The organism is Methanosarcina subterranea (assembly GCF_055385895.1).
Window position 1 is genome coordinate 3716413 of sequence record NZ_AP042426.1, and the last position, 17063, is coordinate 3733475.

13 protein-coding genes are annotated in these 17063 nt (G+C 36.6%); 7 read left to right on the forward strand and 6 right to left on the reverse strand.

All coding sequences use genetic code 11. The features are described from left to right. Positions 1 to 137: 137 nt before the first annotated feature. Entirely contained in the window at positions 138 to 602 is a 465-nt protein-coding gene (gene tnpA, locus ACZ5A8_RS16225; RefSeq protein ID WP_464530304.1) for an IS200/IS605 family transposase, read from the reverse strand. 376 nt (positions 603 to 978) lie between these two features. On the opposite strand from tnpA, the gene ACZ5A8_RS16230 reads away from it, so the two are divergent. Continuing rightward, positions 979 to 2283: an IS4 family transposase gene (locus tag ACZ5A8_RS16230; protein WP_464530305.1), complete on the forward strand. Its 1305-nt coding sequence runs from the start codon at positions 979 to 981 to the stop codon at positions 2281 to 2283. A 97-nt stretch (positions 2284 to 2380) separates the two neighbouring features. Here the strand turns inward: ACZ5A8_RS16230 and ACZ5A8_RS16235 are convergent, their stop codons facing one another. After that, the gene (locus tag ACZ5A8_RS16235) at positions 2381 to 3334 is read right to left on the reverse strand and encodes a hypothetical protein (protein ID WP_464530307.1); all 954 of its coding nucleotides are present in this window, start codon (positions 3332 to 3334) and stop codon (positions 2381 to 2383) included. A 445-nt stretch (positions 3335 to 3779) separates the two neighbouring features. Here ACZ5A8_RS16235 and ACZ5A8_RS16240 point away from each other — a divergent pair, with 445 nt between their 5' ends. The 6 genes from ACZ5A8_RS16240 (at position 3780) to ACZ5A8_RS16265 (ending at position 9745) form a co-directional block, all read left to right on the forward strand. Continuing rightward, entirely contained in the window at positions 3780 to 4274 is a 495-nt protein-coding gene (locus ACZ5A8_RS16240; RefSeq protein ID WP_464530308.1) for a hypothetical protein, read from the forward strand. 433 nt (positions 4275 to 4707) lie between these two features. After that, a complete protein-coding gene (locus tag ACZ5A8_RS16245; RefSeq protein ID WP_464530309.1) occupies positions 4708 to 6228 on the forward strand; it encodes a PAS domain-containing protein in 1521 nt (506 codons plus the stop codon). 130 nt (positions 6229 to 6358) lie between these two features. After that, entirely contained in the window at positions 6359 to 7336 is a 978-nt protein-coding gene (locus ACZ5A8_RS16250) for a hypothetical protein (RefSeq protein ID WP_464530310.1), read from the forward strand. Between the two features lie 1095 nt (positions 7337 to 8431). Further along, the gene (locus ACZ5A8_RS16255) at positions 8432 to 8800 is read left to right on the forward strand and encodes an IS5 family transposase (protein ID WP_464534175.1); all 369 of its coding nucleotides are present in this window, start codon (positions 8432 to 8434) and stop codon (positions 8798 to 8800) included. 2 nt (positions 8801 to 8802) lie between these two features. Continuing rightward, a complete protein-coding gene (locus ACZ5A8_RS16260; RefSeq protein WP_464534177.1) occupies positions 8803 to 9246 on the forward strand; it encodes a transposase in 444 nt (147 codons plus the stop codon). 178 nt (positions 9247 to 9424) lie between these two features. After that, entirely contained in the window at positions 9425 to 9745 is a 321-nt protein-coding gene (locus ACZ5A8_RS16265) for a PKD domain-containing protein (protein WP_464530312.1), read from the forward strand. 378 nt (positions 9746 to 10123) lie between these two features. Here ACZ5A8_RS16265 and ACZ5A8_RS16270 read toward each other — a convergent pair whose 3' ends face one another. The 4 genes from ACZ5A8_RS16270 to ACZ5A8_RS16285 form a co-directional block, all read right to left on the reverse strand. Next, positions 10124 to 13063: a PGF-pre-PGF domain-containing protein gene (locus ACZ5A8_RS16270; RefSeq protein WP_464530314.1), complete on the reverse strand. Its 2940-nt coding sequence runs from the start codon at positions 13061 to 13063 to the stop codon at positions 10124 to 10126. A gap of 399 nt (positions 13064 to 13462) precedes the next feature. Then, positions 13463 to 14110: a histidinol phosphate phosphatase domain-containing protein gene (locus ACZ5A8_RS16275; protein ID WP_464530316.1), complete on the reverse strand. Its 648-nt coding sequence runs from the start codon at positions 14108 to 14110 to the stop codon at positions 13463 to 13465. Between the two features lie 110 nt (positions 14111 to 14220). Further along, positions 14221 to 15012, reverse strand: coding sequence for a 23S rRNA (uridine(2552)-2'-O)-methyltransferase (locus ACZ5A8_RS16280; protein ID WP_464530318.1), 792 nt, complete (start codon positions 15010 to 15012; stop codon positions 14221 to 14223). Positions 15013 to 16063: 1051 nt separating this feature from the next. After that, positions 16064 to 16294 (reverse strand): hypothetical protein, encoded by a 231-nt coding sequence (locus tag ACZ5A8_RS16285; protein ID WP_464530320.1) that lies wholly within the window; start codon positions 16292 to 16294, stop codon positions 16064 to 16066. Positions 16295 to 17063: the final 769 nt, after the last annotated feature.

The following is a 17063-nucleotide window of genomic DNA, read 5'->3' on the forward strand; positions in this document are numbered from 1 at the left end:
AGATGAATAGAAAACAAATCTCATAAAAAGTTCCAATCTACTAGCAGACGATTTTATTTCATTACTAACAGTAATTGTCGGACAGCCTGTAAAGGATGGGGTATGCTGATGGGCCGCACGCTCGGTTTATTGGGCATTCAGAAATCGTCGAGTTTTCTTTGACCAGATTTAGTTGATATACACGATTGAAATTCTACTTTCGGTTTCCCCTGTGATTCTTTAATATAGTGCTTAATTGTGTCGGCAGTTACATTCCCGACGGATCGATAGAACTTACCACTTGACCATAGACTTCCACCCCAATATCGCTTTTTAAGTTCAGGGTGAAGTTTAAAAATTCTGTAAGAACTACCTCCCTTCAAGTATTGAACTACCTCTGAAAGAGAGTTGTTCGGCTGAAATTCCAAGAATAGGTGAACATGATCCTCTACTACTTCCATTGCATGAATTTTGTATCCTTGTTCAGTACAAATATTGTTGAAGATAGACTCGAAATCCTTTTTAATTTGCTTATTGTAGAATAACTTGTATCGATACTTTGGCACCAACACGATATGGTAAGTGATATGACCGTAGCCATGGCTAAAACTGTTTAATTCCAACGTTTATCACATCCCGGCCATAGGTGGGTGGCACCACCATGGCCATGGTGCCAAAAAACAAACTCATTTTACAAAGAAGTGATGATTAAGAGGTTTAAGCGAAAACAGAAAGAGGCGAGGGTTCACTTCATCCCCGACCTAAAGGACGGGGTATTCGTGACCCTCCGCGCTCCCGAAGTAATAAAAAAACTTAAATTTGTTGTAAGGTTTTAGCATTATAAAATAATAAAGAGGTATTATGAAAACTAATGAAACTTCATATTCAATATTGCTGATGTCAACAATATTGATATTATTTTCATGCGTCATCGGTTAAGCGTTAGATAGTTACTCTTGTATGTGTTTTTATATTAATAATCTAAATATTAGTGCATCTATGTCTCCTCGTCCCCCACCTACTCTTGAAGACTCTCTTCGGGAAATGTTTCCCGAAGAATGGTTAAGGCAGACTGCTAAAGAAACTGATCTAATAGTACGTGAGCGTAAAATTGACCCTGTCATCATTTTTTGGGTTTTAACTCTTGGTTTTGGTGTACGCTTACAGCGTACACTTGCCAGTTTGAAAAGAGACTATGAAAAAGAATCAAATAAAACCCTTAGCGACAGCAGTTGGTACTATCGATTCACTCCAGAACTTGTTGAGTTCCTCCATCAGTGTGTAATTCACGGTATAGAAGAACTTGCAAAAGATCCTGGAAGAAAACTTAGCAAAAAACTCGAAGACTTCCAGGATGTTCTTATTCAGGACAGCACAATTGTTCGTCTTCACTCCTCTTTATCAGACAAGTTTCCAGCAGCAAGAGCAAGAAATGTAGCTGCTGGAGTAAAAGTAGGAGTTATGGTAAGTGCAGTTGCTAACGGACCTAAAACCGTTGCTCTGTACTCTGAAAAAACAGCTGAAATAAAAACATTGAAAATAGGTCCCTGGATTAAAGACCGTATTCTTCTTGTTGATCTTGGTTTTTACAAAACTCAAATGTTTGCAAGAGTTGAGGAAAACGGAGGATATTTTGTTTCAAGAATAAGGAAGAATATGGATCCTGTTCTTGTTTCTGTTGAAGAAGGACTTTCTAAGACAAAAAGCAAAGAGTTCGCTGGAAAACCTGTTAGTGAGTGTATTAAACAACTTTCTGGAAAAGATCTTGATGCTGTTGTAAAAATAGCATTCAAAAGAAGAGCATATAAATGCAAACAAAAACAGGATGAGATGAAAGTACGTCTTGTTGCGGTATATAATGATGAGGACGAAAAGCATCACATATATATCACAAATATTCAGAAAGATGTTTTGAATGCAAAAGACATTGCAAAATTATATGGAGCAAGGTGGGACATAGAACTACTTTTCAAGGAGTTAAAAAGCAAATACGCTCTTGACGTTCTTGAAACAAAGAATGAACAGGTAATTGAAGCTCTAATCTGGACAGCAATGTTAACATTAATCGTTAGTAGAAGGATTTATTCTCTTGTAAAGAACAATACTGCTCATCCTGAAAAAATGGCTCAATATACACAGTTACGTTGGAGCACAATATTTGCAGAGAATGCATCAGATTTGTTGACAGTAATTCTGAATAGATGTGGAATTCAAAGAACTTTTGAAACGATAATGAGTGTATATGAAAGTCAAGCATTTGATCCACATGTAAATAGAGAAAGGTTCAGAGAAAAATGGTTTTAATGAAAAAGGTGAAATAGAAAACACTATTGGGAGACGGAAATAAGTTCTTAACCGATGACCAATGAAATACACTTAAATTTTCCATGAAGAAGGGTGACTAGAGTATATAACCTATAGCCACTGAAAAGACTGCTAAAGTCACAATCAAGATTTTTAAATTTAATATATATGATGGTTTTAGTACATTTGTATGGGGCATTAGATTCCCGAATCTATATTTCAGCTCTGATTCATAAAGTATATAACTGTCTTTCGTTTTTTTCACATTCAAATGATCTAATACAATACCATCTACTGTTATAATTGCAGTTTTTTTATCTTCATCTATGGATAAAGTACCAATCTTCTTTCCTATTTCTCGAATATATTTTTTAGGAATATATTTTATGGTTTTGTAGATTTGTATTTCATTATCATTTTGATCTGTACTGACTGTGTATATATCTTCTAGAATAAATAAATTTTTTCTAACCAGTTTTTGCTTAATATAATCTTTGAATTTATCACTTTCATTTACACAAATTTTCTTCCAACTAAAAAGTTCGAGGTCGCCCATTTTTTTGAATATTATATCTCTTTGTAACTCTTCAATTTGTACTGCTAAATTGTCCATTTTAGGTAAATGTAACCAGAGGAAGAAAAAACCATGAATTGCCATAAAAAAAACAATAATAAACAACAAAAGAGATATAATTAGGGCATTCACGGCTGCTAAATTTGGGGAGAAATCGATAACATGTTCTGATCCCGATAAAAAGTCTAATGAAAAGTGAAATACATTGTCACAGGATGATAAAAAATTTTGGAGGTGACCAGATAATGTATTAAAAGTCACTAGACACGTTTCACTAGAGTTTTGAATTTTTACTGAATTATAGACTTGTGTAAGTGCAAAAATGAAACTACCTAGCGCGATACTGAGTGATATAAGAATATTGTACTTTTGATTTCCAATAATTCGACAGTCTTCTACAGCTTGTTCATGATACTCTCTCAAGACATCGAGTATTTCTTCTTTGTTTTCTAATTTATAATCAGTATTATTTTCCATAAAATCTCTGCCATATGCTATAAAAATAGTAATAAACAAACAGATTCATATCTACCCTATCCTTACTTACTTAAGAGCATAATAATAAAGTAAATAAAGCTAATATTAGTTTTTCGTTTTTCATTTAAATTGATTCAAACTAGAAATCAATTCTTTCTTTGGTGCACGGGTTTTCTTAAGGGCAATTGAGAAAAGAGCTTAGAATGGCTCATAATTTGTCATTAAAAAAAGATTGTATAAAACCGATACTATTAAGTACCAACATTATTGTTACATAATCTTTTTAAAAGTTATAATTTTATACTCAAGGGTAGTACGTTAATAAATCGATTTTAAGACCTAAATTGTTACTTTTCGGATCTAGAGCATTGTAAAAAGCTTCGTTCTCTATTACACTTCTGAAGGAAAAGCCCCTGAAGAAGCCTTTGCCCATACTGCCAGAACTATGGAAGGCTCAAAAATAGGGGAAGCCTTCGAGGAGATTTCCATGAACCTGCTCAGCATGAGGACGAATCTCAAAGATGCTATTTTTGACGAAGAATTCGGAGCTTTCAGGCATGTATATTCGGAGAGGATAAGGAACACAATGCTCCTCTTTACGGAAAGTGTCCATAAAAACCACGAAGCTGCTGGAGCTTCAATTGTTAAGCTTGCAGACCACTTAAAAGAACTCAGTGCCGTAGAAGAGCGCATCAGGCGTTCCCTCTATGACGTTACATCAACAATGCGTTCTACTGCTGCAATTTTTGCGCCCCTTATTGCAGGAATTACCCTTGCCCTTTCCGAAGTTATTACAAAAATTAGAAAACTAAGGCAGGATTACAAACAGAAAATTAATTTATTAGAATATAAAACTATTTTTTATCCCCTCCTCACTGCGGAAGAGAAGGATAGACATAGTACAAATGTCTGTGATCCGGGCAGTACATACCCATCTTAATTTTCAATCTGGCCACCAGATCCCAGTAGTATACAGCTGCAACACTATAATACTTTTTCAGAATTATACTTTTTCAGAATTCTGCAAAGTTCGGCCATCTTTTTTCTTTTTCTCGTTGTTCCTCACGAACAAAGTGTTCTGCCAAATCAATCGATAATACCTCTTTCTGACGTGGATATTTTTCAGATGTGTTGCAGAACACGTACCAACTGATTGAAGTTTAAATTTAGTTTAGCCGAGTGATAGTTCAGTTGGAATTGAAAAAACTATATTTTTTAATTATTCAACGATATTTAAAAAAACAAATACTTTACTATTAATAATAGTAACTTTATTAAATAAAGTGATTATAAGGCGATATATGTAAACCCTTGGGTGAGAAATAGATCATTTATATCCTATGGCTGTATTTGATCTTATTAGGAGGTAACACATGGAAAAGAATTGGTATAGGGAAAATCTTGAGAAAATTGCAGAAAAATTCTTTTTCATAGCCGAGCAGACAGGACAATTAATCTTCGACGGTAATGCAGTGACAGGTAAAATTGAGTGGTCAGGAGCTATTGAGGAGTTTACCGGTTACACTAAAGAAGAATTTAGTAAGGTCGATCTGGAGGCGTGCAGAGAACTCATACACCCCGAAGAGCGAGAGAGAGTATGGAGTGCACTGAAAAATTCTCTAAAGACCGGGGAAAAGTTCGGGGAAAAATTCAGGTTTAAGAGAAAAGATGGAAGTTATATTTATGTGGAAGATACCTCGGTTTTCCTGAAAGATGAAAATAATCGCGTATATAGAGGCATTGGCCTGTTTAAAAACGTCACAGAAAACAAGCAAACTCGGGAAAAACTCGAGATAAGTGAAGAACAACTCAAAATAAACGAAGAACAAATTATAAAATATTTACAAAATTTTCGAGGAATTGGGTTTCAGCTGGATAACAATTTTGATTTGGTGTTGCTGCACGGAGCCACAGAGGAAATTACAGGTTACAAAAGCGAAGAATTTCATTCAGGAAAAATTAGGTTGTTTCAGCTGGTGAGGCCTGAAGATAAAAGTCTTTTCCATGAAAATAGAAGAAAACTGAGCACTACATCTACATCTCTAGTTGAACAGGAATACAGGATCCAGAACAGGAATGGGAACATAGTTTGGCTTTTTGAATCAATTCAGATCATAAAAAATGTAAATCCGGCAAAAAGACTTTATCAGGGATTTATTCAGGATATCACTGAGAAAAAAGTTTCAATGGAAACCATTAAAAGAGCCGAAAAGATCCGAAAAAAAGAGATCCATCACAGAATCAAAAATAACCTGCAGATAATATCGAGCCTTCTGGACTTGGAATGCGATAAATTACTGTCTGATACTCCTGATCATAAAAAAATTACTGAGGCATTCCAAGAAAGTCATAATCGAATCATATCGATGTCTATCATCCATGAAGAATTATATAACTCCAAGGATATGGAAACAATTAATTTTACCTCTTATCTTCAGAAATTAACAACTGATCTTTTCAATTCATATAAGGTGGGAAACTCCGATATAAGCTTGCGCCTAGATGCAGGTGATTTCTTTTTTGAAATGGACACTGCCATCCCTTTAGGTATTATCATCAACGAACTTGTTTCTAATTCTTTAAAATATGCATTTCCAGATGGAATGAGTGGTGAAATTAGCATAAAAATTCGCCAAGAAGTTAATGAACAAAATAAAGCTTTAATCAGTAGAATTGCTGACAATGATATGCAAAATAACTTCTGCTGCAGGTATTTTTCACTAATTGTTGAAGACAACGGAATTGGTTTTCCAGATTCTATTGACTTTAAGAATACTAGTTCATTAGGTTTACAGCTGGTAAATACTCTTGTTGATCAAATTGGAGGTGATATCGCACTTAAAAAAGGATCAGGAACGAAATTTGAGATCCGGTTTATGAGTTCTGGAAACTAGATGAAAGTGAAGCTAGCTGATGTAAATTACGATACTAAGAATCAGATATCAACCTAAGATTTGGAGACCTGTTGTCTTACTGTACATATGATGATTAATATACAATCTGACTATAAAAGTGGGGATAGTTATGAACATATCTGAACATAATACTTTGTGGGAAAACTACTTTTCAAGCTACATAAAGGTTGCAAGTCCTCATAGAAAGCCTAGTCTTTTTAAATGGCTATATGATAGTTACAAACGCCTGTATCTTTCCAGTGTAAGTCCATCTGATGTTTATATGCTTGCTGACTTAAAGGCATGCTTAGCTCTGGTAGATACCGCTGTTGATGATGCATGTGATAACGCATCTCTAATAGAGGAGAATGGAGGGGATAAGTTCAGCTATGAGATGTTGAGTATGCTCTACAACGCGGATAGAGTTGCATCTGGAGATTATATGCCGTTACGACCCGCAATAGGTAACAATATTTACGCAAGAACAACTCTTGACATTTTTTCTGATTTGCTTGGAACTCATGTAGTATCCCTTCCAAGATACAATGATTTCAGAGGTGAGTTTTTCCTGGCAATGCGTAATGTTGCCGGATCAATGGAGTTTTCATATCTGGTGAACAGGAATAAGATTGCATACCCTTACTATCTTGTTGTCCGGAACAAGGGCCCTTCCACAATGGTTGAGGTTCTTTCCATACTTGATTTGATGGCTTCTGAAAGCTTTGATGCCTCAGAGCTTGGAAAAGCGATAGCCCTTTTTAAAATGGCGGACATTGTGGCAATGCTGAATAATGCAGTAAATACGTGGAAAAAGGAGATAATTGAAAGAGATTACAGCAGTCCGGTAATTTCATTAGCTCTTGAAAGAAAGCTTATCAAATTCAGCGATTTCGAGAAGGTTAACGCAAAAAGTATGGAAGAAAATCTATCATCCCTACCCGAAATAATAAACGAGCAGCTAAACAGTACCATATTAGTTATGAAAGAATTCGTAGAGAGTTATGAGATAAAGAGTTTTGATGCTTTAAAGTACATCAATAACTATGAGACTTATGCGTTTGAGAGTCAAAGAAAAAACAAAGAGGTCTGTCAGAGACAGACAGCCTAAAGTTGCTCCACGGCGGTTCTTCTTCGGGTTCTCTTCTTCAGGAATCCTGTTGCCCAATAACTTTTTGAAATATTTTTTATTCTTCCTAGTCCCTTTGAATATAAAACTATTTCTTACTCCGTTCTCATTGAGAGGCTGAAGGATAGACATAACACATATGCCTGTGATCCGGGCAGTACACACCCATCTTAATTTTCAATCTGGCCACCAGATCCCAGTATTATACAGCTGCAACACTTAATGCTTTTTCAGAATTTTGCAGCTCCCGGACATATTTCCGTAAATAGGGCATTTTGATTTGACATACATTTTAACCCACCCTAAATATAAGAGTATAAAAAATTATATATAATATAGTTAAGCAGGGTGAAAATAATCGAGAGTTATTAAGGATGAAGACCAGTTTCACTAAAAGAAGGCGAAAGATGTTTCAAGAAGGCAGAGAGTATTCATCTTTGAAACTGGCCGATATAATAGAACACTCGCTTTATTAAAAAACTTTTTTAGTAAATTAAAAACCTAGCTTGTAAATATGTGTTTTACGTTAAGATGTGGAGGAGAACTTAGTTTTTCTATGTATTTAAGCACAAACGGAAGAAACAATGGATCTCAATCATAGTTTCTGTAGTTAGTTCTCCCCTGGTAAACCTTTGCTTTAATACATATATGTTTTTTTAAAATTGAAAAGAGTTTTAAAAAAATTAAAAACTGGGTGAATACCATTTTTTTATAAAACACATACACATTATGAAATATTCTTATCTTTAGGAGAAATTATACTATCAGTTCAGAACTTTTCCACAAGTTATATATTTCTAAATTAAATATTATGTAATAAATATTCATGGCTCGAAAAACAGAATGAACATAAGAGCTAGTTGGATTTAAACCCCTGTTACCCAACCAATCTCTGAAATTAAGAGGAAAACCACCTTTCCTCTCAATTCAAATCCTTTTCGAGAACTCTTTTAAGCATACTCTTGAAGCTTGGAATATAAATTTTTTATTTTTAACTAATCTCGTCCTAAATAGGTAAGTAACGAGCCTGTTTCAAAATTATATATTATTTGATTTTATATTATATAGGGGATTAGTATACACTTCGAAGAACTTACTGATGCTCAATGGGCTCATATTCACTCACACCTTCCTCCCCAACCGAAGGTTGGGAGGAAGAGAGTAAATGATCGTCAGATCATTAACGGAATTCTTTATGTTCTTGTTACAGGTTGTCAATGGCGAGATATGCCCAAACAATACGGATCTTACGTAACTGCTTGGAGACGACTAAAAAGATGGTCTGAAGAAAGTGTTTGGGATAAAATCTTTGATTCTCTCATAGATGATTCTTATCAGAATGGACAACTCTCCCTTGAAATTGTTGCAATAGATAGCAGTTTTGTAGAAGCAAAAAAAGGGGGGAAAGTGTCGAGTATAATGGATTCAAAAAGAGAAAAGGAATAAAGATTCATGCAGCCGTAACCTCAGAAGATCTTCCAATAAGCATTGTTATTGGTTCAGGAGCGGAATATGATCCTTACAGATTTGAAGAGACTATTGGAGCAATAAAGGTAAGGACTGGATACAGACCAATAACAAGACCAGAAGAAATAGTAGCAGATTCAATTTACGATGATACGCAGGTACGAGAGTACCTGCGCAGGAGAAGAATCAAAGCTTCTATTCCTGAAAACAAAAGAAACAGAAAGAAAAGAAAAAGAGGAAGACCTAGAAGATTTAGTAAAAAATCGTATGCGAAAAGGTCAGCAGTAGAAAGGTTTTTCTCAAGGATAAGAACAGGATTCAGAAGAATTATCCTAAGGTATGAAAGATTGGACAGAATATTCAGGGCATTAGTGATATTAGCAACATTCTTTATTTATTGGGAAAAGCTACAGGAGAAGTTTTGAAACGAGCTCAATTGCAACAGGATAAAATGAATAAAAATAAGACTTATGCAGTTGACCTGAGAGAACCAGCATCATAGAACATCAAATGTCCAAATATTATGTTCAGGATGGGCTTGAAACGTTTTTTCATATAAACTGCATGAATTCTACCCAAGATTGAAATGAACAGGTGAATCTGGTGAAGATAAAAAATATAATAGCTCTAGGTCTCATTTTCGCACTTGTAATGCCCTCAACAGCACTTGCAGCTGTACCGAATTCAAGCTTCAAAACAAGTGTAACATCTGGTTATGCCCCACTGAAAGTAACATTTACGTACACCGGTGGTAGTACAGCAGGAGTAATATCACACATATGGAGATATGGTGATGGAGCTACTTGCCAGACATGCTGGAACCCATATCACATATATCTTAAAGCCGGAACATACAAAGCTACTCTGACAATAAAAAATACTTCAGGAACTAGTACGACAGCCCATTACATAACAGTAAAATAAGTATATTTTCTGGTGGTTCTCTGCCACCAAACTTTTTGTAGATTATTCCTGCATTGAAGAAATCTTTCGACCTTTTATTTAATCTTCAGGTCACGACTTCACGGATATACTTAGAGCTTACAGATATGGAAAGCTCAGAAAAAAGATCAGTATCAGAAAATTATAGTTCCCCCAAAGGTGATCAGTTTTCCCAATTTTCTCATGAATCCATCCTTAATTTTCTCTTAGACTGAGACAGAGTTAACATGAAATGAGCCAAAAATAAAAAGGAGTCGGAAAGCAGATGAGAAATAGGAAGAAATAGATAAGAGGTAAATCCTCTCATCCCCTGTCTTTTATATTGAGTTTTGGGATTTTGCTTTTTACTTTCCCCTCTTCTTACTTCCTTCTATACAGGAACACCGCAAACACGCCGGCTAACCCATAAATAATTCCAAAGTCAGGTGCACTCATACTTTCCTTTGGAATGGCTCCTGATTCAGATTCAAGCCCTCTGTCCCCTGTATTACTTTCATCGACAGCCCTTGTTTCGGATTCGAATTTTACTCCCGTTTTATTCTCTTCTGAAGAGCTTTTTGTTTCTCCTGTGATAACAAATGAAGCAAATCCCGGAGTTTTGGCTGTAAAGTACAGGAACTTATCATCTTCTCCTGATTTATCGGCTGATAATTGCTCCCATTTTTTATCACTGTACTGGTTCAGGGTGATAGAGGTCTGATCTATATCTTTTTCCTGCATCCATGACTTTTCAATCCTGAAACAGACTTCAGAATTTTCAATGTTCTTTGAAGTTGCAATTCCGCCATTTCCAACCCATATATTAAATGATTTGTAGACTTCTCCGGAGGGCAGTTCTGAAACTATGGAGGATTTTTCTTTCAGCATCTCGGCAATTGCTGTGGTTTTACCCATAGTCCTCTTTGCATCAAAGCTTGCATATACAACACAGGTTGCATTCTTTTTGAAATCAAATCTCGTCTCTTTTCCGTTGGTAATGAAGACCTGGCAAAGCTCTTTCACCTCAACGTTTTTTGCAGGCTCGGGAGAACCACCGCCACCACCGCTTCCGCCACTGCTACCGCTGCTCTTGCTGCTGCTTCCTCCACTGTTTGAGTTAATGTCACCGCTCGAGCTGCCTTTCAGTACATTTATTGTAGTAACTTTATAAGAGATGCCATTTGCATTGGTTATTGTCAGATTAACGAAATACGTTCCCGGAACTGTATATGTATAAACAGGATTTAGATCGCTGGACTCAGGCTTCCCATCATTATTAAAGTCCCATATCCTTGATACTGCATTCTCGGAAAGGTCACTAAACTGCACAGAAAGGGGAGCGTAACCTTCGGTAACATTCATGTTGAAGTTTACAACCAGGAGGTCAAAATCTGGGACAGTCGGATCTTTGACCGTGATATAATTGTATTTTGTTATTATAGATTTGCCGCCGCGGTTATCCATAGATAATGTTACTGTGTATTTACCTGGTTTTTCATATGTGTGTGTTGCATACGGTGTTGCAGAATCGTTAGCATCCACTACATAAGTCTGAACTGTCCCGTCACCAAAATCCCATTCACGCCAGATAGGATAATTTGGAAGTTGTGCATCCAGATCATCCAGAAATGTTACTGTTAATGGTGCCTTTCCTGATGTTACATCGGATGAGAAATATGCAGGAGTTGCGGCTTCATCCTTTATTCCCATGAGCACATAACCATATTTGCTTATTGTATGGCTGCCATTAGCATTTTTCACGGTTAAGTTAACGGTATACCCGCCTATTTTTCCGTATGCATGAGTGGGATTCTTCTGTGTTGATGTGTTTCCGTCCCCAAAGTCCCAGAACCAGGAAATCGGCGAGCCTGTACTGTTGTCAAAAAATGAAATAACTTCATTTTCAAAAATTCCCTGATCATTAATTCCATTCAGCACTCGCTCAGCTTCCGGAGAATAAAAATCGGCAACGGGAAAAACCGTTTCTGAGGGTGATGTAACTGTGATATACCCGGGTCTGGTTACGGAATTGTTGCCGGCGGAATTTGTTACCGTTAAAGTAACATTATATGTTCCCGGACTCGTAAATGTATGAGTTGCATTCATGGCATGTTTGGAATTGATGCCATCCCCGAAGTCCCAGAACCATGAAGTAGGAGTTCCACCAGTGCCGGTATAGGTAAATAACGCAACCAGGGGTGCAGCTCCTGAAGTTACGTTGGCTGTGAAGTCAGAAACAGGTAATACCGAGTTGTACTTAGCTGTTAGTGGTAGATAGTCGTAGTTCTTTTCAGATATTGCATAAGCTGAATCTGCAATACCGTCTCCATTTGCATCAATAGCAGTCTGAGAGAACCCGGTTCCATCCGGCTTTGCCCAGTAATTACCTCCAATATATGGTCCACCAATTATGTTTGTACCTTCAGTGAGTGAGCTGTTCCAGACATATGTGTCTTCATAGTCTCCAAACTTCACATTCACTGTGTTGTTGAAATAATTGTTATAGGCTCCTTTAGATTCTAAAAAACCAGTCACTTTAAGCCCACAGTCTGAGCAGTAGGTTATTTTATTTCCAATTAAATTTGCACCGCCAGTTTCTCCGGCCAATACCCCTACACCACAATTTGTAATTTCGTTGTTTTCGATATCATAAGATAAGCCAGAAACATGTATTCCGACTTCACAGTTGCTTATTTTGTTACCACTAATGGGTGGTACATTTCTTTCATCGTAAACATAGATTCCTGTTGAGCAATTAGAAACTTCATTATTTGTTATTTCATTGTAATCACCACAACAGGCTACATCTATACCATAGCCAGGAGTACCACCTGAAATCCTGTTAGCACCACCTGAAACCCTGTTTTCAGATATAACAATACCAGAACTTTCAGATGTTACAACAACACCCCCATTTTCAATAATGTTGTTTGTTATATGGCACATATTATTCCTGTAATATTGATCATTGCCTAACATTAAATTGACAACCGTAACAGGACCATCTATATTAAAGCCGGTTAGTGTTATACCAACATTGCTTAGAATGATAGTTGCCACAGTGCTGTCTGCTGGTTCAATAAACACGTTATTTGTTTCTGGTTTAATTGTTAGCCTTGCTTTTGAAACATTTATGTTTTCAACATAAGTTCCAGGTTTTATTATAATTACATCTCCAGCTTCTGCACCATCTACAGCTTCCTGTATTGTAGAAATTTGTCCACTTCCGCTGCCCACTATAATATCTCTTGCCGATACTGTGGATGGCACTCCCATCAGGAATACCAAAGTAAAAACTATAAATAGAGTTTTACCCTTCACTTTATCTCCCCCACATAGATTTTACCTTTCAAAGCTAAAATAGTACATCCTGTACTATCGATATTATTCGACCCACACTATTAAATTACTTTGAATTAATATATTTACATTTCTTTAAATGTAAATGATATATGATTAATTACACATCCTATAAATAACCAGACATGTCCTCAATAATAATTCTGTAAGTAAATTCCTTCTGACTTTTGCTACTTACCAACTTTGATTCAAAACTAGAGTGGTCGAAGAAAGAGATGTGTAAAAATGTAAAAAAATAAAGTTAGAAATATGGGAAAGAAGCTGAATAAAAAAGGAAGAACCGAAAAAGAGGAAGAAATCTAGAACAGGAAAATTAAGAAAGCATGAGATGAACAGAGAAGAAAGCACACGAAGTGCAGCTCAGACTATCTCTGATACCTTCTTTTTAGAAGCTTTAAACGCTTCAATTGCCCTTGACTCGGTAAGGCCGGCTCCCATTGCGATTTTAAGGGCGGTCTCATCTGTGATCAGGTTCTCAGGTGCATGGGTATCGGTATTCACCACAAGAGTTGCACCGATTTCGAGGGCAAGCCTTGCAACATGCCCGTTAGTCCTGTTGTGCCCGTTCCTTGCAGTGATCTCAAGAAATACATTATTCTTTGCCGCAGTCCGGACATCTTCTTCGGAAACTAGGCCGGGGTGGGCCAGAATATCCACATACTCACAGGCAACTGACGCTGCGTTTGTTCCGGGGGCAACAGGCTCGGATATGGTTTCTCCATGCACTACCACGATTTCTGCGCCCAGCTCTTTTGCCTTTTTTGCCATGGGAGCAATCTTTCTTGGAGGGATATGCGTCAGCTCGACTCCGGGCAGGACGCGAATATCCCATTCATTCTCCAGGTATTTTGCTTTCTTTGCAGCATTAAGAAGATATTCGAGATTGGTATAGTCTGCATGGTCGGTAATAGCAATAGCCTCGTAGCCGTGGATAACAGCCCGCCGGACAAGTTCACTGGGAAGCAGTTCCCCGTCACTGAAAATGGTGTGAGTGTGAAGATCAATCAACTGGGATCACCATGTTTGAAACTCGTTTTATAGTTTACTGCTTGACTTTTTTGACTGCTGAGTTATTATAGTTCACTTAATTCACTTATTAACTGAAATTCCTAATAAAATTATTCTGGCTTCTCGGATTTTCCAAGCCTTTCCACGACATCTGCAAAAGCAAAATTCGGCTTGACATCAGTTATACTGATCTTTACCTTTTCTCCGATCTCAACTTCCTTCACGAACACCACAAAGCCTTCAATAAGCACTGCCCCATCCCCGCTTGAGCCGAGCTTTTCGATATCCACAACGAATTTATCTCCTTTCCTGAGGGGAGCTGTAAGGAATTTCTTTCCAATAACGTAAATCTCTGCGCTCTGGGATCTGGATGCTTGCGGGGAATAAGCCTTAACGTGGACAAAGTTATCTCTGACCGTGCTCAGATAATCGTTGAACATGTCTCCCTGAAAGACTTTGACCACGAACTTTCCATTTGGCTTGAGTATCTTCTTTGCACACTCCAGTGCTGAAGTGGCAAGCTCTATTGACCGCGCGTGGTCGTAAGACCAGTTACCTGACAGGTTGGGAGCTGCATCACAGAGCACCACATCAGCGCCTTTAGCCCCTACAATCTTGATAATCTTCTGTATTGTCGAATCAGCGTTTATGTCGCCCTGAATCGTCTCGACTCCTTCAATAGGGTCTATTCTCTGCAGGTCCACACCAAGAACCTTCCCTCCGGAAAGCTCTTTTGCAACCTGAAGCCACCCGCCCGGAGCCGCACCCAAATCAACAACCGAGTCCCCCCGATTGATAATTTTATGTTTCTCATTGATCTGTTTGAGCTTGAAGGAAGCCCTGGACCGGTATCCATCCTCTTTTGCCTGGTGATAATAATAATCTCTTCTATCTCTTGCCATTGCTACCTTCCCTGCACTGAAAGCTCATATAGCTTGCGCAGAAGTCTTATTTCTGGATCTTAAATGTGCCGATCAAAAGGAAGAAGAAACTTAAATTAAAGTAAGATAAATTGGGAAAATAAATATATAATTATTGTTATTCTAAAAACGAATTCGAGAAGGGCTTTTAAATTCAAATTGTATCGAAGCCTCCGCCAGCTTGTCTGGCGGCCTTTCAAAAAACGCTATAGGTATTATTTAATTTTAAGACCGCCTCTAAGACTGCAAGATCACAAAAAGCTCAGGAGTTTATCCCTGCTCTCATAGAGGGCCTCAAAATCAAGCTAGAACTTGGCAGGTTTTTCCAAAAAATCAACTGTCTGTTAGTTAATAGTCATCTAAGTATCGTTCACACTTCAGGACTTCAGGACTTTTTCTTTTCGGGACATCGAACAAAAATCTCCTAACTGAATGGTTTTCTCGATTTCAACCCAGAATCAACTACTTTCTCAAAATCTGGCAAAATATAAGGCTGAATTTCATTCAATTATATTCAATAATAATACCGAATTGTTTTGTGTGATCAGAAAACGATATACTAAACTCTTTTCTTCCCATAATTTTTATTTTCTCAAAATTCCCATTCACGAATCCATTTTTCACGAACAAGTTCACAGCTATGAAATATTATAACGTAGCTATTTTCCAGAATTTGGCAGTATGTTACAGCTACGTCTTGCTCCGATTTATAAGATGTTTGATTAATGTATATGCTAGCACAATTAAAAGAATCACGAAAACAAATACTCCAAATATTATTATAAGTTCAGCTTCGCCTATCATCGATTGACCCCATACTTTTTATTGTATTTGATAAACTGTAACTATTCAGCTTTGAGAAATTTGAGAAACACTACCATTAGCCATCATGTTTAAAAATTGGTTCTGAGATTATAGAATTTTCCATTGATTACCGGTTAAATGATTATTCCGTCTTCCAATGCTCTTTTTGGATCTAATCCCTTACTTCTTATTCAAGCTGTCCATCTAAACCTTTTTTGCTTAATGATTATTATTTTTGTTTTTTAGCAACTTCTCGATAATTTTTAATTAATTCATGTACGCTTACAAATATTAACATGAAAAATCCAATATTAACGAGAAGAGAAATAATAAGATAATTACCACCAATAGATAGATGTTTTCCGGTAAATTCGGAGTAAAATACAAATATAAAAAAAGACACTGTTATAATAAGTGATATCAAAATTATGGCTTTTGCTATTTTTTCAATCTTATCCACTTTAAACTTATACATCATCATGCATCTTTGTTATAAATTTTAGAGACAGCCCCGCTCATCTCTGTATTAGATCCACAAAATATAATGGATTTTTTATAAGGAGGCGTTCTGCAATTAAGTAGAATCTTCCAAATAACAGCAGAATCTTCCAATAACAGCAGAATAAAAAATTAATCTCATCATTGTCATTTATTTCACTCCTGTTTAGCACCAAGGAGGCAGAATCAGGCAAGCTTAAATAAAAGCAAAGCTAACATAATCCATGCCTCATAGGCACACTTTATGGAGTTCGGGTGACATGGAAAATACTTTTGAACTCCATAAATTCCTCTTACCTAACTCCTTATAAGTTTTCTGTCCATTCCATCAAACTATCTGTTTTTCACACTTGTTTGGAACCTGAAATTGATTCCTGACCGTTGATTGTTTGATGGTCTGGAGAGAAACTATAAATATATAGACTTTTCTCATGTGTATTCAGTAATTTTTATAAAAAAGAAGTTAATTCAATTTAAAGTCATTTAATCAAATATAAATTGAGCTATATTAAGTTATATTCAGATATTCCTCAATCATGACACATTGGTGAATAAATGCATCGATTGTAATATTCTTGAATTGTTCATAACCCAAGACTGTAAGATCACAAAAAGCTCAGGAGTTTATCCCTGCTCTCGCAGAGAGCCAAAAATCAAGCCAAAATTTGGTAGGCTTTTCCAAAAGCGCGAAAATCGAAAAAATCAAATTTAATTTTAAGGCAGCCTTTTAG

Excerpts from the sequence above, each read along its gene's own strand:
- ACZ5A8_RS16245 (WP_464530309.1), top strand. The coding sequence starts at position 4,708 with ATGGAAAAGAATTGGTATAGGGAAAATCTTGAGAAAATTGCAGAAAAA.
- ACZ5A8_RS16240 (WP_464530308.1), top strand. The coding sequence starts at position 3,780 with ATGGAAGGCTCAAAAATAGGGGAAGCCTTCGAGGAGATTTCCATGAAC.
- ACZ5A8_RS16230 (WP_464530305.1), top strand. The coding sequence starts at position 979 with ATGTCTCCTCGTCCCCCACCTACTCTTGAAGACTCTCTTCGGGAAATG.
- ACZ5A8_RS16280 (WP_464530318.1), bottom strand. The coding sequence starts at position 15,012 with ATGGCAAGAGATAGAAGAGATTATTATTATCACCAGGCAAAAGAGGAT.
- ACZ5A8_RS16250 (WP_464530310.1), top strand. The coding sequence starts at position 6,359 with ATGAACATATCTGAACATAATACTTTGTGGGAAAACTACTTTTCAAGC.
- ACZ5A8_RS16235 (WP_464530307.1), bottom strand. The coding sequence starts at position 3,334 with ATGGAAAATAATACTGATTATAAATTAGAAAACAAAGAAGAAATACTC.